Source organism: Streptomyces sp. NPDC047841, assembly GCF_040704085.1.
Taxonomy (GTDB): Bacteria; Actinomycetota; Actinomycetes; order Streptomycetales; family Streptomycetaceae; genus Streptomyces; species Streptomyces argyrophylli.
The window spans coordinates 56998-74768 of the sequence record NZ_JBEYRP010000019.1 but is presented as its reverse complement, the minus strand read 5'-3'; the positions used below and the strand labels follow the sequence as shown (position 1 = coordinate 74768).

Sequence of the window (17771 nt, the reverse complement as noted above, 5' to 3'; positions counted from 1 at the left end):
GGGAACCCGTTGCGCGCCTTGAGGAGGACTGGGGACGCACCGGGAGCTGGGAGGTCGCATGGCCACGGACGCCGCACGCTACGACGACCAGGGCGAGGTACCGCTGGGAGGCTATGCCGTCCTCGCCTCCGTGTTCCTCGCCGGCACCGGCGCCTTCGCGCTGCTGGCCCGGCGCCGGGGCGTACGCCTGCCGCAGCAGGTGCCGCCCTGGGACGTCGCACTGCTGGGCGCCGCCGCGTACAAGACCTCGCGGGTCCTGGCCAAGGACAAGATCACCAGTTTCCTGCGGGCGCCGTTCACCCGCCGCGCGGACGAGGGCGAGGCGAGCGAGGTCATGGACGAGCCCCGCGGCGACGGCCTCCGGCGCGCGGTCGGCGACCTGGTGTCCTGCCCGTTCTGCGTCGCCGCCTGGACCACCGGCGCCCTGGTCTGCTCCTACGCGGCGGCTCCCCGCCTCACCCGGCTGGTGTGCGGGGGCTTCGGCGCGCTGACGGTGGCGGACTGGCTGCAGTACGCGTGGACGTGGACGCAGCAGACGGCGGAGAGCTGAGGCCGGGCGGCGGCGGTGCCGGCCGTTCGTAGTCCGGCGGGTGCGGGGTACTCGCCCGGTGCCGCTGCGCCGGGGGGACGGGCGGGCGCACCGTCGGCACTTCGCGCGGAAGGGACCGGTCTCATGCGGCACGACGAGATGATCGGAAAGGTGCAGGCACTGGCCCAGCTGCCCGACCGCGGGGCGGCCGAGCGGGCCGCGCACGCGGTGGTGAGCACCCTGGCGGAACGGCTGCCGGCCGGGCTGGCACGGCACGTGGCCGCCCAGCTGCCGCCGGACATGGCGGCGGCCATGCGGGAGGCGGCCGACGCGTCCGCCGGGCCGGACTCCGGCACGGCGGCCGAGCCGTTCGGGCTGACGGCGTTCGCCGGACGCATCGCCGTCCGGGCCGGCACCGACGAGGAGACGGCGCTGCGGGAGGCCGCCGCCGTGATGGAGGTGCTGGACGCCGCGCTCGCCCCGGAGCTGACCGAGCGGATGGACGGGGCGCTGCCGGCCGACATCCGCGAACTGCTGCCGGTGGAGCGCGCGGTCGAGGACACGAGGGGGCCGGACTGACAGGGATGCCGTGGTCGCCGGCCGGCAGGGAGCCGGGCCGGCAGTGAGCGGGGTCCACGAGCAGCCGGGCTGACGGGGCCGGGACGGGCTGAGGCGGCGCGGCCGTCAGGGCGGCGCCGGGCGAAGGACGCCCTGGACGGCGTGCGCCGCACCGCGGGCCGCCCACCGTGACCGGGGCGGGCGAGCCCGGTTCCATTCGTGTGCAAGCGCCCACCGGGGGCAGGCGTAGCAGTGACGCTCCCCTCCCGAAAAGGTGCTCCATGGCCTTCTTCGCCCTCTCCCGGCATCAGCCGCTGGTCCTGCTCTCCGCCACCGAGCTGGCGTCGGAGTACCACCGGTTGCAGGAAGAGAACCGGCAGCTCCAACGCGCCGTGACCTCGCACGCCCTGATCGACCAGGCGATCGGCGCCGTCGTCGTCCTCGGGCGGATGGCCCCGGAAGAGGCCTGGCGTGCGCTGCGGGACGTCTCCCAGCGCACGAACGTCAAGCTGCGCACGGTCGCCGAGCACATCCTGGCCTACGCCCAGGGAGGCACGCTTCCCGAGCCGGAACGGATCGAGCTCGGGAAGGCGATCGCCCGCTACCGCCGCGGCGGGGAGCCCGCGGTGCTCAACGGGAGCCTGCACGCGTCGGCCGACGGTGACGGGACCGATCACTAGAGGTACCCGCCCCGCCCCTGCCGGCGACCCCGACCCGACCCCGGGTGCGTTCCGCGCGCCCCTTCACGCGTCGTGTGCTTACGGTGCTGTGGAGGTGACCGGCTGTCAGTGGGGACGCCGCTCGGTGCGGAGAGGAGGCGGGAGCGGTGGTGGACGACGCGCACCGACGGGCGGCCGGGCGGGGCGGCGGACGCCGGGCCGGGCGCGCGGTGCTGGGCAGCCGGCCGGCGCACTCCGTGCGGCTGCCGTCCGTGACCCGCCCGGAGCAGCGGGCGGCGCCGGCCGAGCGCACGGTGAAATGGCTGCGGGTCGCCGCGGCCTACGCCTGGCGGCTGATCCTCGTCGGCATCGTCGTCTACGGCGTCTTCAGCATCCTCGGCAGCTTCCAGCTCATCGCCGTCGCGCTGTTCCTGGCGCTGGTCGTGACATCCGTACTGCACCCGCTGACCGATCTGCTGAGCCGGTTCCTGCCGAGACCGCTGAGCGTGGCGATCACGCTGGTGGGCAGTCTGGCGCTGCTGCTGGGCCTGTTCGCGCTGGTGGGCAGCGCGGTGGCGGGCGAGTCCGCCCGGCTGGCGGAGGAGTTCAGGGGCGGGGTCCACCGCATCGAGCAGTGGCTGCGCCGGCCGCCGTTCCGGCTCAGCTCCGACGCGCTCTCCGGGCTGCAGAGCCAGGTGACGCACTACATCTCCACGCACCGGGCCGCCCTGCTCAGCAGCGCGGTCAACGAGCTGGGCCGGGTGGTCGAGCTGATCACCGGCGTCGCGCTCGCGCTGTTCGCCTCGGTGTTCTTCCTGCACTCGGGCGAGCGCCTGTGGAGCTGGGCACGGGACCAGCTGCTGCCGAGCGGTGCCCGCCCGGTGTGGGACCGGGCGGGGCGGGCGGCCTGGCGGACCTTCGCGGGGTACACGCGCGGCATCATCATCGTGGCCGCCACCAACGCCGTCCTGGTGGGAGTGGTCCTGCTGGTGCTGCGGGTACCGCTCGCGCTGCCGCTGACGCTGCTGGAGTTCTTCGCGGCGTTCGTGCCGCTGGTGGGCTCACCGGTGGCGCTCGGGGTCGCCACGATCGTCGCGCTCGCCGGCCGGGGTCCGCTGACGGCGGCCGGCGTGCTGGTGCTGATCGTGGTGATCGGCCAGCTGGAGGGGCACGTGCTGCATCCGGTGGTGATGAGCTGGGCGGTACGGCTGCACCCGCTCGTCGTGGCCGTGTCGGTCATCGCGGGAAGCATCGTCGCCGGGGTGATCGGCGCCGTCGTCGCGGTCCCCCTGGTCTCCGTCGTCTGGGCGGTCCTGCGGACACTGCGCGCGGTGCCACCCTGACGCGACCCGGCGCGCGACGATGCCGGAACCCCAGGGCCGACCAACCCCTTCGTCCGGGAGCGGCTGCGCGGACACCGCTCGCCGTACCACCACGCCGGCACCCGGCACCCGGTAGGCGCCGAGGCGACCCAGAACCGACCCCACACACCACGGCGCCGAGAACCCCCCGACACCCTCGCTCAGCGGAGCGCTGCCGTGACGAGGCCGCTGATCTCCTCCTCCCCTACGCTGCCGCCGTTCACCAGGCGGTCGAAGACCAGCCCGTCCACGCACGTCAGCAGGGTCACCGTGCGCTCTTCCAGGTCCGCGACGCCCTGCGCGGCGAGGAACGCGCGCACGACCCGCCGCCCCTGGTTCTCGCGCGGCACGAGGATCTCGCGCAGTTCGGGGTGGTGCGCGCTCTCGACGGCGCAGGCGTAGCGGGCGAGGGACCGCCGGCGCCCCTCTCCGGTGAGCCGCGCTTCGACCAGCGCGGCGATGCCGGCCGTCAGTTCACCGGCGGTCCGCGGCACGGGCGTGGCGGCGCCCCTCTCCTCGAGCTCCGCCTGGTCCAGCGCCACCAGTCGCCGGACCAGGGCGGTGAGGAGGGCCTGACGGGTGCGGTAGTACGCGGAGGTGGTGCCGGACGGCAGCCGGGCCGCGCGGTCCACGGCGCGGTGCGTCAGCCCGCGCATGCCGCTGCCGGCGAGCACGGTGATCGCCGTGTCGGCGAGGAGGGTACGTCGGTCTGTGGCCACCTCCTCTTTCTACACCCGCCTTCTACGTCTGTAGAACGGCGCGCTAGGGTGCCCCTACGGCTTCTACAGCTGTAGAAACCCAGGTGCAGAAACCCACGGGAGGGGACCGGCATGGGCGGTACGGCGGTGGTGGTCGGGGGCGGTATCGGCGGGCTGGCCGCGGCACTGGGCCTGCACCGGGTCGGCTGGGAGGTCCGGGTGGTGGAGCGGGCCGCCGTCCTCGCCGACGCGGGCGCGGGCATCTCGCTGCACGCCAACGGGCTGCGCGCGCTGGACGCGGTGGGCGTCGGCGCGGCGGTCCGGGCGGCGGCGCGCCCGCAGTACACCGGGGGTACGCGCACCCCGGCGGGCCGGTGGCTGTCCCGCATGGACGGGACGCTGCTGGAGCGTGAGCTGGGCTCCCCCATCGTCGGCATCCCGCGCGCGGTCCTGCACCGGCTGCTGCGCGCGGCGCTGCCCGAGGAGTGCCTGCTCGTCGGCGCGACCGTGGACACGCTCGACCTCTCGGCCCCCGGCCGGGTGGGCGTGCCGGTGGGCGACGGCGTCCTGGAGGCCGACGTGGTCGTCGCGGCGGACGGCGTGCACAGCCGGCTGCGCGGGCAGCTGTTCCCCGAGCATCCCGGTCCGGTGTACGCCGGTTCGACGGTGCTGCGGGCCCTGACCGAAGGCCCGCTGGAGGTGGCCACCGACTTCGAGCTGACCTGGGGCGGGGGCGCCGAATTCGGGCACATCGCGTTCACCGACGGCCGCGCCGAGTGGCACGCGGTGCTCAACGCGCCGCCCGGCGTCCGCCACGCCGACCCGCTCGGCATGCTCCGCCACCGCTTCCGCGACTGGCACGACCCGGTTCCGGCGCTGCTGGCCGCCACCCGGCCCCAGGCCGTGCTGCACCACGACATCCACGAACTGGCCACGCCGTTGCCGTCGTTCGCGGCGGGACGGGTGGCGCTGCTGGGCGACGCGGCGCACGCCATGACGCCGCACCTCGGCCAGGGCGCCTGCCAGGCCCTGGAGGACGCGGTCACCCTGGCCGCCGCGCTGGCCGGTGAGGCCTCGGTCGGCGCGGCGCTGGCCCGGTACGACGCCGAGCGCCGCCCCCGCGCCCAGGCGGTCGCCCGCGCGGCCCGGCAGGCGGGCCGGCTCGGCCAGCGACTGTCCCAGCCACTGGCCGTGGCCCTGCGCGACACCGGGCTGCGCCTGGCCCCGTCCCGGGTGACGATACGGGCGATCCTGCGCCACGCCGACTGGACGCCGCCGCGCCTGGGATGACGGGCAGCCGTCTCCTCTCGGGTGACGGGCGCAGCCGCCTCGTCCCGGGCCGGACAGCCGGCGGCCCCCGCACGGCCGCCCCCCGCACGGCCGCCCCGCACCGGTGCGACCGATCAGGTCCCGGTCCGCTCGGCCTTCGCGCGGGCGACGGCCGCGCCGGCGGGGTGGCGGGTGCTGATCCGGGCCGGCGGGGTGCCGTCCGGGCCGGCCAGGTACAGCCAGTGGATGGTGGGGCCGTGGCTGTTCCGGCCGTAGGAGGTGGTCTCGGTCCGCTCGGTGACGGACAGTTCGGGCCAGGCGAGGGCGTGGGTACGGGTCACGCCCACGGTCACGACGACGCCCCCGGCGAACACGTGCAGGCGGGTGTCCCGGTGGGTGAGCCGGCCCTCGACGACGAAGCCGGCCACGGGGAGGGCGACCGCCAGGACGAGGAGGTCGACGGCGGCGGCCTTCACCCCGGGACCGTAGGGGCCGGACACCATGCCGGCACCGAAGAGCAGACAGAGCAGCGCCGGCATCAGCGACGCGCAGCCCAGACCGGTGGTCCGGCTCCCGATGCGCTGTGTGTGCGTCCGCTCGCCCAGCCCGTGGGCGGCGGCGGCCCGTTCCGCCCTGCGCAGCGCCTCCTCGCCCGCTTCGGCGCTGCGTGTCCCCCAGCCCATCGCCCGGTCCCCCTCCCGCGCAGTGCTTCCGGTGAATCCCTAACGCGCGGCGCCGGACGGCGCCTCCTCCGGCAGACCGGCGTCCGCGCCGTCGCTCAGGCCCAGGCGCAGGTGCTCGATGTGATAGACGGCCTGGTCGAGGAGTTCGGCGACATGGCCGTCGTACAGGGCGTAGATCACCAAGCGGCCCTGGCGGCGGCCGACGACCAGGCCGAGATTGCGCAGCAGCCGCAACTGGTGTGAGCACGCGGACTGCTCCATGCCGACCTCGGCGGCGAGTTCGGTGGCCGCGCACGGCCCCTCCCGCAGCCGGGACAGGATCAGGAGCCGGGACGGCGTGGCGAGGGCCTGCAGCGTGGTCGCCACGCGCGCGGCGCTGTCCGCGTCCAGGCGCGTACGGGGAACCGCCGTCCGCGCGGGAGTTGCTCCATGGCCCATGCGGGCCATCATACAGACGACACTTGAAAGATTCTTCATATGTACCTGTATGGTGGCCATGCTGCACTGCCGTCCACCCTGCCGAAGGGTTCCCCGCCATGCCCTCCGTCCTCACCGACCGCCGCCCCCTCCCCACCGGGGCATCCGGCGCCGAGCCCGCCGCGCCCCGGCGCCGCACCCGGGTCCTCGCGCTGCCCGAGGCCCGCTGGGCGGCGGCGGCCACGGTGCTGTTCCTGCTCGCCCTCCCCCTCCAGCTCACCGGCGCGCCCGGCTGGGCCTGGGCCGTGCCGTACGCGCTCGCCTACGCGGCCGGCGGCTGGGAGCCCGCGTGGGCGGGGCTGCGGGCGCTGGCCGGCCGGACCCTGGACGTGGACCTGCTGATGATCGTGGCGGCGCTGGGCGCGGCGGCCGTCGGCCAGGTGATGGACGGCGCCCTGCTGATCGTCATCTTCGCGACCTCCGGGGCGCTGGAGGCACTCGCCACCGCCCGGACCGCCGACTCGGTGCGCGGCCTGCTCGACCTCGCCCCCGCCACCGCCACCCGGCTGCGCGCGGACGGCACCGAGGAGACGGTCACGCCGGCGGACCTCACCGTCGGCGACACCGTCCTGGTGCGGCCCGGCGAGCGGATCGGCGCCGACGGCCGGGTGCTGGACGGGACGAGCGAGGTCGACCAGGCCACCATCACCGGTGAACCGCTGCCCGTCGCCAAGGAGCCCGGCGACGAGGTCTTCGCCGGCACCCTCAACGGCACCGGCGCGCTGCGGGTGCGGGTCGGCCGGGACGCCGCCGACTCGGTGATCGCCCGGATCGTGCACATGGTGCAGGAGGCGTCCGGGACCAAGGCCCCGACCCAGCTGTTCATCGAGAAGGTCGAACAGCGCTACTCGCTGGGCATGGTCGCCGCGACGCTCGCCGTGTTCGCGGTGCCGCTCGCCTTCGGCGCCGCGCTGACCGGGTCGCTGCTGCGGGCCATGACGTTCATGATCGTCGCCTCGCCGTGCGCGGTGGTGCTCGCGACCATGCCGCCGCTGCTGTCGGCGATCGCCAACGCCGGCCGGCACGGGGTGCTGGTGAAGTCGGCGGTGGTGATGGAACGCCTCGGGCAGGTGGACGCGGTGGCGCTGGACAAGACGGGCACCCTGACCGAGGGCACGCCGAAGGTGACGGACGTCGTACCGCTGCCCGGAGCCGGTCCCGGCGAGCGCGAGCTGCTCACGCTCGCGGCGGCGGCCGAGCATCCGAGCGAGCACCCGCTCGCCCGGGCCGTGGTGGAGGCCGCGCGCGCCCGTGGCCTCGACGTTCCGATCGCCCGCGGCTTCCGCTCCGCACCGGGTGTCGGCGTCACCGCCACGGTCGGGGAGCACGCGGTCGCGGTGGGCACGCCGGCCCGGCTGCTGGACGGGACGAGCGGGACGCCGGACGACGGCGCGCCGACCGGGCCGTCGCACACGGACCGGCACGGCTCCCCCGTCGCCGCTTCCCCGGTCACCACCCGGCAGGCGGCCGGCCGCGCCGCCGCGTCCCTCGTCGCACGGCTCGAAGCCGGTGGCCGTACCGCCGTGCTGGTGGTGGTGGACGGCGTTCCGGCCGGGGTGCTCGGGATCGCGGACCGGCTGCGGCCGGACGCCGCCGTCACCGTCGCCGCGCTCACCGCGCTGACCGGGACCCGTCCGACGCTGCTGACCGGGGACAACGCGCGCGCCGCCGCCCGGCTGGCCGGCGAGGTCGGCATCCAGGACGTCCGGGCCGGATTGCTGCCCGAGGACAAGGTGGCCGCCGTGCGGGAGCGGCAGGACGCCGGCCGCCGGGTACTGGTCGTCGGCGACGGCGTCAACGACGCGCCCGCGCTGGCCGCCGCGCACAGCGGTGTCGCGATGGGCCGCGCCGGGTCCGATCTGGCGCTGGAGACCGCCGACGCGGTGATCGTGCGCGACGAGCTGGCCGCGGTGCCCGCTGTCGTCGCGCTCTCCCGCCGCGCCCGCCGCCTGGTCGTGCAGAACCTCGTCATCGCGGCGGCGTTCATCTCCGGCCTGGTCGTCTGGGACCTCGCGGGCACGCTGCCGCTGCCGCTGGGCGTCCTCGGCCACGAGGGTTCCACGGTCCTCGTCGGCCTGAACGGTCTGCGCCTGCTGCGCGAGGCCGCCTGGAGGAGGGCGGCACGGACGGACACGTCCTCCGCCTGACCCACCGTCGCCGGCCGCCCCGTACGGCGCCCACGCCGAGGGCCGCCCCCGTCCCGGCCCCGCCACATTCGGCAGCGCCCCGGTGGCATGAGGTGGGGCCGACGGTGGCACCCGGGGCGCCGTGCGTGGGATACGACTGACCTGGCAAGGAGTACGGAGTGACGTGGCGGGTGCCGCGGGTGCGGTGCGGCGGGCCTGGGCGGGACCGTGCCGGGAACGGGACCTGGCCGTCCAGGCGGTGAAGGCGGCGCTGGCCGCGTGGGTGGCGTGGGCGGTCGCGGGCTGGTGGCTGCGGGCGCCGGTCGCGTTCGTCGCGCCGTGGGTGGCGGTCGTCCTGGTGGAGTCGACCGTGTACCGCTCGATCGCGCACGGCCTGCAACAGCTCGCGGCGATCGCGGCCGGCACGGTCGCGGCGACCGCGGTCGGACTGCTGATGCACAGCACGGTGGCGGCGATGGCGGTGGTGCTCCCCCTGGTGATGCTGCTGGGCCAGTGGCGCCGCCTGGGCAGTCAGGGCATCTACGCGGCCACGGGCGCCCTGTTCGTCCTGACCAACGGATCGGTCACCGTCGCCACCTCCGCGGCCCGGCTCACCGAGGCCCTGTTCGGGGCGGTGGTCGGCATCACCGTGAACGCGCTGGTCCGGCCGCCGCTGTATCTGCGCGACACCCGTGCCGTCCTGCGGGACGCGACCGAGGAGGCCCACGACATCCTGCGGGACGTGGCCGACGGACTGGCCGCGAGCCGCTGGGACGCGGAGGAGGCGGACGCCTGGCACCAGCGCGCGCTGCGGCTGCACGGGCTCGTGGAGGAGGCCCGCTCGGCGGTCGACTGGAGCCGGGAGAGCCTGCGCGTCAACCTGCGCGGGCGCCGCAAGCCGGCCCTGCCGCTGCCCGGGAAGGGGTACGACGACGCGCTGGTGGTGCTGGACTACGCGGCCGTGCACACCGCGGGGGTGACCCGCACGGTGCTGGAGGCCGCCGCCGAGGACCGCTCGGCGCCCCGGCCGCACCCGCAACTCGCCCGGCGGTACGCGGACTTCCTGTACGAGACCGCCCGCGCGCTGCGGCTCTACAGCCACAGCCGGTTCGGCGACGAGTGCGAGGACGAGCTGTGCGAGGCGGTGCGGCGGCTGCGGGACACGCTCGGCGAGCTGCGCCGGGACCTGGTCCGCTCCACGACGGACGACCCCGACGAGGTCGCCACCTACGGCGCGCTGCTGGCCCAGGCCCACCGGCTGGCCGACCAGTTGGCCGCCTCGGCCGGGTGAGCGCGGCCGCTCACGCGCCGGGCGCCGGGTCCGCCGGTCCGCGGACGCCGAACACGGCGCGGCCGACGGTGAGGACGCCGTCGGTCAGCGGCCGGCAGCGCACTCCCCCGCCGCCGCGCAGGGCTCGCTGGGCGCCGGGGCCGAGGGTGGTGTCCATCCAGGCGCAGGGCCGGGCGGCGCTGCGCACCTCCAGTTCGACCGGTCCGGAACCGGAGTCGAGGAAGACGGTCCTGCCGATGCAGGCGTCGATGTCGACCCCGCGCAGCAGGACGTTGCGCCGGGTCCGCAGCAGGTCGGCCGGGTACGGCTGCGGCAGCCGCTCGGCGGCCATGAGGGTGATCGAGGCGTTGCGGTGGGCGGGGTGGTTGAAGTAGCGGTCCCCGACGATGCCGAGGCCCGCGCGGACCTCGGCGCTCGTCACGAGTTCGCCGGGCGGCAGCTCGGGCGGGCCGTCGCCCGGCCGGCCCGCGAGGCGGTGCACCGGGGACACCAGCAGCTGGAGTATCTCGACGTGCGGCACGCTCCGAGCCTAACCAGCGCCGGCCCGTTCCCGGTCCCCGGCGCCCGGCCATCCGGCCGTGACCCGGAGGTCAGGACCGTGACGCCGTCCCGGAGCCGGGGGTCCGCAGCGCCTGCGCGTCCGGTGCGTCACCGGTGGCGAACTCCCGCAGCCCGTCCTGGGAGCCGTTGAAGCGGTCGTGGTCGCCGACCGTCGGGCCGCTGGAGGTGTACTGCCACATCGTGTACGACGTCCACCCGGCCGGCAGCGGCCCGGGCGTCGAGGCGTAGCGCGCGATCCACAGCGGGTTGGTCGCGCCGAAGCCGGCGTAGTCGCCGGTGCACTCGGTCCACCAGTTGGTCGCCGTGTAGATGACCGCGTCCCGGCCGGTGCGGGACCTGTAGCGCTCCAGGAAGTCCCGGATCCAGCTGACCATGCCGCTCTTGGACTTGCCGTAGCAGGAGTCGCCGTACGGGTTCCACTCCATGTCGAGGGCGCCGGGGAGCGTCCGGGCGTCGTTCGACCAGCCGCCGCCGTGCTGCACGAACCAGTCGGCCTGGGCGGCGCCGCCGGCCGTGTCCGGGGTGGCGAAGTGGTAGGCGCCGCGCACCATGCCGGCGTCGAACGAGCCGTCGTACTGCTGGGTGAAGTAGGGGTTGGTGTAGGACGTCCCCTCGGTGGCCTTGGTGTACGCCCACTTGGTGCCGCTGTTCCACAGCGTCGGCCAGTCGACGTCGCGTTGGTGGCTGGAGACGTCCACCCCCTCGGTCTGGGAGGCGCGGGGGTCCGGCGGCGGGGCGCCGGACTCGCCGTCGTGGGCGAGGACGCCGATGCCCATGTAGGCGCTGCCGCGCTCGGGCGCGCCCCCGGTCGCGTCGGACGCGGCCGGGGGGCCGGACAGGAACAGCAGCAGGCAGGTCAGGGCGCCGGTGAGGCACGGGCGGGACCGGCCACGGAAGCGGAATATGGGGATTCGCACGGGATCCATCCGACCCGGGGCCCGATCCCCGCGCACGTCGGACTGCGCCCAACGAGGCCGTCCGCGGCCGGTTTCAACCCGTGTGGGCGTCCGTCACCCCTCGATGCGGTGCTGCGTCCAGAAGGAGGTCAGGTCCGTGCTCGTGGCCGCCTGGGCCGCCGCCTTGAACTCGGCCGTGGTGGACACGCCGTACCAGTGCGCGGTCGCGTAGTCCTTCAGCAGCTTGGCCATGGCGGTGTCCCCGAGGACGCGGCGCAGGTCGTGCAGGGCGCACTTGCCGTAGCCGTAGACGACGGTGGAGTACCGGGAGGAGTGCGCGTCCCAGTACGCCATCGAGTTGGTGATCTTCTCGGTGCTGGAGGCCCAGGAGACGCCGCTCCAGCAGTTGGTCCCGGTCTTGCCCTGGGCGAGGTCGGTGGCGTAGTCGGTGAACGACTCGTCCAGCCAGGGGCTGGTGTACTCGTCGTCGCCGACGATGCCGTACCACCACTGGTGGGCGATCTCGTGGGTGAGCGCGGTGGTGCTGACCAGGTCGAGGACGAAGCCGGGGTACTCCATGCCGCCGAACCAGTAGTTGTTGTCGATGACGGCGTCCAGCTCGCCGTACGGGTAGGCGCCGAACCGGGAGGCGTGGGCGTCGACCGCGCTCTTGGCGGTGCTGAGCATCGACTGGGCGCTGGTGGAGCTGATCCCCGAGACGGAGTAGACGTTCACCGGGACGCCGGCGGCCGAGGTGCCGGAGATCTTGGTGAAGGGGCCCGCCGCCCAGGCGAAGTCACGGACCTTGGAGGCGGTGGCCGTGGTGACGGTACGGCCGCTGGAGCCGGGCGTGTCCGTGGAGGTGCCGGTGGCCGGGACCAGCAGGGTGCTGGGGTGGTCCAGGGTGACACGGAAGTCGGCGGCCAGGGAGTAGAAGGACTCGCCGTTGTTCGTGTACGGGTCCAGGTGCCAGCCGGCGCTGTCGCGGACGGCGAGGACGGGCAGGGCGTTGCCGACGAAGCTGAACGCGCCGTCGTGGCCGAAGCGGTCGGCGCCGCTGGGCACGGTGATGCCGAGGTCGAAGCCGATGGTGGTGCTCTGGCCCTGGGCGAGCGGGCTCGGCAGGTCGATCCTCAGGGCGGTGCACGCGACGGAGAGGGCGCCGGCGGTGCCGCCGGTGACGTTGCCGACCTTGACGGGCATCGCGTCGCAGCTGCCGTGGTAGTTGTCCCAGAGCCTGAGGTAGACCTCGCCGAGCGCGGTGGCGGAGGCGTTGGTGAAGGTCACGCTCTCGCGCCCGGTCCAGACGGTGCCGCTGGTGTCGCTGCTCAGGTTCACGGTGTACGACGGGGCCGCCGGGGTCCGTGCGGAGTCGGCCGGCGGTGGTGTGGTGCCGTCCGAGGTGTCGAGGGCGATGTCGTCCAGGACGAAGCTCGTCTGGAGGCTGGAGTCCTCGGTGCCGGTGAAGGACAGGTTCACGGTCTGGCCGGCGAACGCGGACACGTCGACCGACTTCTTCACGTAGCCGGTGTTCTTGTCCAGGTTCGAGTAGGTGGCCAGCGTGGTGCCGCCGAGCTTGGCCGTGAGTGTGTCGTAGGCGGTGGACGAGGTCGTCTCGGCGGTGTCGACGTGCAGCCAGAAGGTGAGGGTGGCGGCGCCGCATCCGGACGGGACGGTGACGCTCTGGCCGAGGGTGTCGGTGTGGGTGCCGCCGACGCCGTCCAGCCAGGCGTAGGAGGTGCCGCCGTGGGGGGTCTGCCCGGAGCGGCTGGTGATCACGGTGGACGCGGACTGGGTCCACGGTGAAGTGCCGCTCTCGAAGCCGCCGTTGGCGATCACCTGCGCCGGGGTGCAGGCGGCGGGAGCCGTGGCGGGCCGGGCGGCGGCGGGGGTGCCGGGGAGGACGAGGGCGGCCAGCGCGGCGGCGGTGACCGCGCCGGCGCCGAGGGCCCTGTGGGGGGTCGGTCTCACACGCTACTCCTTTGCGGCGGCCGGGGTCCGGCCTGCTCGAAGACCGCCCGGCCGGCTGGGGTGCGCCGGGGCGGTCCGGGTGGGGCTTGCGCGATCGCTGTGCACAGGTGCGGCGCGCGCCCCTGTGGGTCGGGGCGCGGGCTGCCGAAAGAGTGACAGATTTGACCGGGTCATGCCAGACCGGCGAAGAGGGTGGCCCCGAGTGGGCCGGCGCGCCCGCAGGCCCGCCGGCACCGCCCGCCGGGGTCAGAGGGCGCGCAGCGTCATGAAGACGGCGTGCGGACGGGTGCCGTCCGGGTCCGGCCAGCCGGTCGCCACATGGCCGAGGGCGTCCCGCGGCGGCAGCGGCGCGTTCCCGGCGACGGGGGTGAGGACGCGGTGGACGTGCAGGGTCAGGCCCCCGGGCACCGGGAGGCGGGTGCCGTCCTCGTCCTCGGACGGTTCGGGCCTGAAGCCGTCCGGGACGAGGGGCGCGCCGTCGTAGGAGCGGGTCACCTCGTGGTCGGGGGTGTCCGTGACGCTCTGGGCCATCGCCTGCGCCCTGCCCTCGATCAGCGCCAGCAGTTCGGCGACCAGCACCGGGTCGTGGCAGCCGTCGTACACCCAGCGCGTGCCCAGCACCCCGTGCTCCGTCGTGCCGACGAGCGCGTGCTCGGCGCCCTCCAGCGGCGCCCCCCGGTAGGTGAGCGGCGCCAGATAGGCCGTACGGCCGGGGCCCGACGTGTCGGTGACCACCATGAACTCGATGCCGACCTCGCCCTCGGGGTCGTCCAGCCGGAAGCCGCCGGACTTCTCCAGCACGGGAGCGTCCGGGCCGCCGCGGTACCAGGGGCGGCCGGGCAGCCAGTCGGCGAGCAGTTCGGTCTTGCCGGGCTTGAGGGTCGTGCGGTGGATGACGGCCATGCGGGTGGTTGCCTCCCGTAGCGCGGACGCGGACCCGCCCAGCCTTCCACACCCTCCCCGCCGGACACCGCCGGACTCAACCGGGCCTGAGAACAGGGCGGCTGCCCCGGGGCGAGGTGCGCACGGCCGTGCGCCACGTACCCGGACCCCCTGCCAGGCTCCCTCGTCCGCCCGGCACCCCCGGGGGCCTCGGGGGTGCCGGGCGGGTGGCGTCAGCCCCCGTGCGTCCTTTCGAAGGCGCCGAAGGCGGCCTCCTGGCGCCATTCGAGACGGGCCTTGGCGCTGTCGGCGAGCAGGTGCCGGCAGGCCGCGCCGCGCACGGGCAGGCCGGGGCGCTCGGCACGGCACGCCGGGACCGGCCGGTAGCCCGTGGCGGCGGGGTTGCCCTGCCACAGGCTCGCGCCCGGCAGGAAGGCGTACTCCAGGGAGGCGCGGGCGAGGTCCTTCAGCTCGGGGTAGCTCAGGCCGTAGGTGGCGGCGGCGTACTGGTACTCGTGGCTGATGTCGGTCCGGGACACCCCGGGGTCGTCGGTGGCGAGGACGACCGGGACGCCGTAGCGGCGGTAGGTGCCGAAGGGGTGGTCGGCTCCCTTGACGCCGAGGATCTGGGCGTTGCTGGAGAAGGGCACCTCCACCGCCACCTGACGGTCCGCCATCGTGCGGGCGGTGCGCCGCCAGTCGTCCTCGTGGACCAGGTCGACGCCGTGCCCGACCCGTTCGGTGCGGGCGACCTCCACGGCCTCCCGGATGTGGAACTTCAGGTCCTTGGGCTTGACCAGCCCCGGCCACAGCTCGCCGGCGTGCAGGGTGACGTGCGCCTTCGGGTACTGGGTGCGCAGGTAGCCGACCATGCGCATCTGCAGGCCGTAGTCGCGCAGGGAGACGTCCGAGTCCTCGGGCTGGACGAGGTTCACGGCGACGAACCGCGGGTCGGCCTCGGCCAGCCGCAGCCCGAGGGCGAGCTGGGTGAAGACCCGCTCCGGCGCACTGCCCCGGGACGCCTGGGAGATCCAGCGGACGGTGAGGCCGCACCCGGGCCGCGCCCGCGGGGTGCCGCACCGCTCGGTGGCGCGGAACTCCGCGTCGCCGTCGTCCGCCTCCGCGCGGGCCTGGGCGACCAGCTTGTCCAGCCTGCCGCCCGCGACCAGCCTGCGGTGCAGGGCGGCGAGGTCGTCGTCCCAGCCGACCTCGGCGGCGAGCTTCTTCGCGCCGTCGGAGGCCGGGGTGACCATCGTCTCCAGGTAGGACTGGTTGTTGCGGACGACGGTGTCGGCGACCTCCGCGAGCAGCTTGCCCCGGTGCCGCCAGGTGACCTCGCCGAACTTGCCGAAGGTGTCGAAGAAGTGGTCGTGCCCGCTCTCACCGGGCGGGAAGTCCTCCATCGACCAGGCGCGCACCAGCGCGTCGTGGAAGGCGCGGTCGGTGCGCGCGTCGGCGGCGGGCCGGGTTCCGGCGCCGCAGGGCGGGGTGACCGCGGTCAGCGTCGCGGTGTCGACGCACAGCCCGTCCTCGGCGGCCAGCTCGATCAGGTACTCCGTGGACACCGCGCCGGAGAGGTGGTTGTGCAGGTCTCCGCCCTTGGGCAGCTGCCGGAAGAACTCCCGCAGGGCCGCGGGCCGGTCGTGGAGGGAGCGGAGACGGGCGTCCGTGCGCGCCTCCGCGGCGGTGACCTGCCGGGGCGGTGGTGCGGCGGGCCGGTGGTCCCGCCGCGCCGGCTGGGCTGCGGCCGGCAGGGCGGAGAGCAGGGACAGGACACTGAGGGTGCCGAGTACGGCCGGAACGACCCGCCGGCCCAGGGCACCTCGACGTTGCAGACTCACAGGGGGCATGATCACGGAAGGATCACGGCGGCGTGCCGTGATCCGGCACATCCCGGGCAGAGAGCACCCGACCGGGTGACGCGCCGGCACACCGCCGGGCATCCCGGCGCCCCGAGTCCCTCCGGTCAGCCCTTCCCGTTCTCCCCGGGGAGCGCGCTGTCCGCGGTCCAGGAGCCGTGGATGCCCGCCGTCACCCGGCGGGGCGGGCCGACGAGGCCGGAGACGACGGCGAGGAGGCAGCCGTCGTCCTCGGCGGTGCCGCCCGCGGCGGGCACGAAGTCGGCTCCGCCGGTCAGCCGGGCGCCGCCGGGCGGGCGGGCGCCGGTTCGCCGGCCGTACCTGACGCTGCAGAGACCGCCGCGGCCGTCCTGGCCGGGGAAGCAGACGGCGTGCCGGAGCGCCGCTCGGCGAGCCCGTTGCCGGACCCGTATGGGCCGCAGGTGCGGTGCCCTCGGGGAGGACGGCGACGCGGGGGGCCGGTGAGGCCGGCGGAGGGGACGCCCCGGACCAGCCGAGCCGCCCGGGACCGCGGGGAATGCGTGGCGGATGCGGGGGTATTCGCGCTGCGACTTCGTACATCGGCGACCCCATTCAGGGAGGCGGATCGCATGCTCATGGCCCACCCCGCGGTACTGCAGGACCTCATCGCCCAGTACGAGGCCCTCACACTGCTCGGGGCCGAGGAGAGCACACCCGAGGCCCGGCAGCGGCTGGCGGACATCTCCTACACGCTGTGCGTGGCCACCGGCACCCGGGACGTCGACATGGCCCTCATCGCCGCCCGCCACCGTCTCTCCGGCGCCCGCCCGGAGGACGACTCCCTGCTCCAGGCTCCGGCCACGCCCGAGCCGTCGTCCACGCTCCAGCCGTCCGCCCCCGTGGAACAGGTGTCCGCCGTCTGAACCCGCCCCTCCCCCGGGGCTGTCGCCGCCCCTCCCCCTGAACTCGTCGCGTCCCGCTTCTGGTCGGCGGGACCTACCGGACGGTATACAGGCCCGGTCGAACGCGCGAGGGCCGCTCTGCGGTGGTGCCGCCGCGCGCCGCAGCGGGCTCAGGGGGAGGACTCATGGCGGACGGGGCGGCAGGCCGGCGGCGCAACGCCGTGCTCGGAGCGGTACTGGGCGGTTGCGCCCTCGTCGCCGCCGGCACGGCACCGGCCACGGCGCACCCGGGCGGACCCGGCCGCGCGAGCGCCTATGCCGCGCTCGGCGACTCCTACACCTCGGGCCCGGGCATCCCCCGGCAGGTGGACGTCGGCTGCGCGCGCTCGGACCACAACTACCCCTCGCTCGTGGCCGGCCGACGGCAGGCGGCCGCCTTCACGGACGTGAGCTGCGGCGGGGCGACGACCGCCGAGATGTGGCAGGCGCAGGGCGCCAACCCGCCCCAGCTCGACGCCCTGGACCGGCACACGGACCTGGTGACGGTGCAGATCGGCGGCAACGACGTCGGCTTCGGCTCCATCATCGCCACCTGCGCCCGCCTGGCCGCCCAGGACCCGGCGGGCAACCCCTGTGAGCGCTCCTACTCGGCCTCCGGTCACGACCAGCTGGCCCTCACCATCGTGCGGACCGCGCCGAAGGTCGACCGGGTGCTGCGGGCCGTGCACGCCCGCGCGCCGCACGCCCGGGTGGTCGTCGTCGGCTACCCGGACCTCCTGCCCGACGACGGCAGCGGCTGCTTCCCCCAGGTCCCCTTCGCCCAACAGGACTTCGCCTACCTGCGGGACACCGAGAAGCGGCTGAACCTCATGCTGCGGCTGGTGGCCGGCGTGAACCGGGCCGAGTACGTGGACACCTACGGACCCACGGTCGGCCACGACATGTGCAAGGCGCCGGCGGACCGCTGGATCGAGCCCCTTCAGCCGGCCTCCCCCGGCGCCCCGGCCCATCCCAACGCCAAGGGCGAGGCCGCCATGGCCGAGGCCGTGCTGGACCGCCTGGACCGGGGACGCGGACGCGGCTGAGCC

The 17771-nt window shown here is 75.2% G+C and carries 18 protein-coding genes; 9 read left to right on the top strand and 9 right to left on the bottom strand.

Features of this window, described 5'->3' with window-relative positions:
- The first annotated feature begins 58 nt into the window (after positions 1 to 58).
- The 4 genes from AB0947_RS29905 to AB0947_RS29890 all read left to right on the top strand — a co-directional run bounded on the left by AB0947_RS29905 (position 59) and on the right by AB0947_RS29890 (position 3089).
- Positions 59 to 550, top strand: a complete 492-nt coding sequence (locus tag AB0947_RS29905) for a DUF1360 domain-containing protein (protein ID WP_366753467.1) — start codon at positions 59 to 61, stop codon at positions 548 to 550.
- 123 nt (positions 551 to 673) lie between these two features.
- On the top strand, positions 674 to 1108 hold the full coding sequence (locus tag AB0947_RS29900) for a DUF2267 domain-containing protein (protein WP_366753466.1): 435 nt from the start codon (positions 674 to 676) through the stop codon (positions 1106 to 1108).
- Positions 1109 to 1368: 260 nt separating this feature from the next.
- Positions 1369 to 1767: an ANTAR domain-containing protein gene (locus tag AB0947_RS29895; protein WP_366753465.1), complete on the top strand. Its 399-nt coding sequence runs from the start codon at positions 1369 to 1371 to the stop codon at positions 1765 to 1767.
- A 146-nt stretch (positions 1768 to 1913) separates the two neighbouring features.
- Positions 1914 to 3089 carry an AI-2E family transporter gene (locus AB0947_RS29890; protein WP_366753464.1) on the top strand — a complete coding sequence of 392 codons (1176 nt, stop codon included), beginning with the start codon at positions 1914 to 1916 and terminating at the stop codon, positions 3087 to 3089.
- 179 nt (positions 3090 to 3268) lie between these two features.
- Here AB0947_RS29890 and AB0947_RS29885 read toward each other — a convergent pair whose 3' ends face one another.
- On the bottom strand, positions 3269 to 3826 hold the full coding sequence (locus AB0947_RS29885) for a TetR family transcriptional regulator C-terminal domain-containing protein (RefSeq protein WP_366753463.1): 558 nt from the start codon (positions 3824 to 3826) through the stop codon (positions 3269 to 3271).
- A 111-nt stretch (positions 3827 to 3937) separates the two neighbouring features.
- Here AB0947_RS29885 and AB0947_RS29880 point away from each other — a divergent pair, with 111 nt between their 5' ends.
- Complete coding sequence (locus AB0947_RS29880; RefSeq protein ID WP_366753462.1) at positions 3938 to 5095, top strand: FAD-dependent monooxygenase; 1158 nt, start codon at positions 3938 to 3940, stop codon at positions 5093 to 5095.
- A gap of 113 nt (positions 5096 to 5208) precedes the next feature.
- Here the strand turns inward: AB0947_RS29880 and AB0947_RS29875 are convergent, their stop codons facing one another.
- Both AB0947_RS29875 and AB0947_RS29870 read right to left on the bottom strand, forming a co-directional pair.
- Complete coding sequence (locus AB0947_RS29875) at positions 5209 to 5757, bottom strand: hypothetical protein (RefSeq protein ID WP_366753461.1); 549 nt, start codon at positions 5755 to 5757, stop codon at positions 5209 to 5211.
- A 39-nt stretch (positions 5758 to 5796) separates the two neighbouring features.
- Entirely contained in the window at positions 5797 to 6195 is a 399-nt protein-coding gene (locus AB0947_RS29870; protein ID WP_366753460.1) for a metalloregulator ArsR/SmtB family transcription factor, read from the bottom strand.
- A 98-nt stretch (positions 6196 to 6293) separates the two neighbouring features.
- Between AB0947_RS29870 and AB0947_RS29865 the strand changes: the two genes are divergently transcribed.
- Both AB0947_RS29865 and AB0947_RS29860 read left to right on the top strand, forming a co-directional pair.
- On the top strand, positions 6294 to 8381 hold the full coding sequence (locus AB0947_RS29865) for a heavy metal translocating P-type ATPase (RefSeq protein WP_366753459.1): 2088 nt from the start codon (positions 6294 to 6296) through the stop codon (positions 8379 to 8381).
- A gap of 163 nt (positions 8382 to 8544) precedes the next feature.
- Positions 8545 to 9651, top strand: coding sequence for an aromatic acid exporter family protein (locus tag AB0947_RS29860; protein WP_366753458.1), 1107 nt, complete (start codon positions 8545 to 8547; stop codon positions 9649 to 9651).
- Positions 9652 to 9661: 10 nt separating this feature from the next.
- Here the strand turns inward: AB0947_RS29860 and AB0947_RS29855 are convergent, their stop codons facing one another.
- The 6 genes from AB0947_RS29855 to AB0947_RS29830 all read right to left on the bottom strand — a co-directional run bounded on the left by AB0947_RS29855 (position 9662) and on the right by AB0947_RS29830 (position 16077).
- On the bottom strand, positions 9662 to 10171 hold the full coding sequence (locus AB0947_RS29855; RefSeq protein ID WP_366753457.1) for a molybdenum cofactor biosysynthesis protein: 510 nt from the start codon (positions 10169 to 10171) through the stop codon (positions 9662 to 9664).
- Positions 10172 to 10241: 70 nt separating this feature from the next.
- On the bottom strand, positions 10242 to 11138 hold the full coding sequence (locus AB0947_RS29850) for a lysozyme (protein WP_366753456.1): 897 nt from the start codon (positions 11136 to 11138) through the stop codon (positions 10242 to 10244).
- Between the two features lie 84 nt (positions 11139 to 11222).
- Positions 11223 to 13079, bottom strand: a complete 1857-nt coding sequence (locus tag AB0947_RS29845; protein WP_366753455.1) for a M1 family aminopeptidase — start codon at positions 13077 to 13079, stop codon at positions 11223 to 11225.
- 246 nt (positions 13080 to 13325) lie between these two features.
- Positions 13326 to 13982, bottom strand: a complete 657-nt coding sequence (locus AB0947_RS29840) for a 1,4-alpha-glucan branching protein (protein ID WP_366753454.1) — start codon at positions 13980 to 13982, stop codon at positions 13326 to 13328.
- 212 nt (positions 13983 to 14194) lie between these two features.
- Complete coding sequence (locus AB0947_RS29835; protein ID WP_366753453.1) at positions 14195 to 15802, bottom strand: adenosine deaminase; 1608 nt, start codon at positions 15800 to 15802, stop codon at positions 14195 to 14197.
- 125 nt (positions 15803 to 15927) lie between these two features.
- Positions 15928 to 16077 carry a hypothetical protein gene (locus AB0947_RS29830; RefSeq protein WP_366753452.1) on the bottom strand — a complete coding sequence of 50 codons (150 nt, stop codon included), beginning with the start codon at positions 16075 to 16077 and terminating at the stop codon, positions 15928 to 15930.
- Between the two features lie 333 nt (positions 16078 to 16410).
- On the opposite strand from AB0947_RS29830, the gene AB0947_RS29825 reads away from it, so the two are divergent.
- Complete coding sequence (locus tag AB0947_RS29825; RefSeq protein ID WP_366753451.1) at positions 16411 to 16704, top strand: DUF5133 domain-containing protein; 294 nt, start codon at positions 16411 to 16413, stop codon at positions 16702 to 16704.
- A 164-nt stretch (positions 16705 to 16868) separates the two neighbouring features.
- Positions 16869 to 17768, top strand: a complete 900-nt coding sequence (locus tag AB0947_RS29820) for an SGNH/GDSL hydrolase family protein (RefSeq protein WP_366753450.1) — start codon at positions 16869 to 16871, stop codon at positions 17766 to 17768.
- The last annotated feature ends 3 nt before the right edge of the window (positions 17769 to 17771 follow it).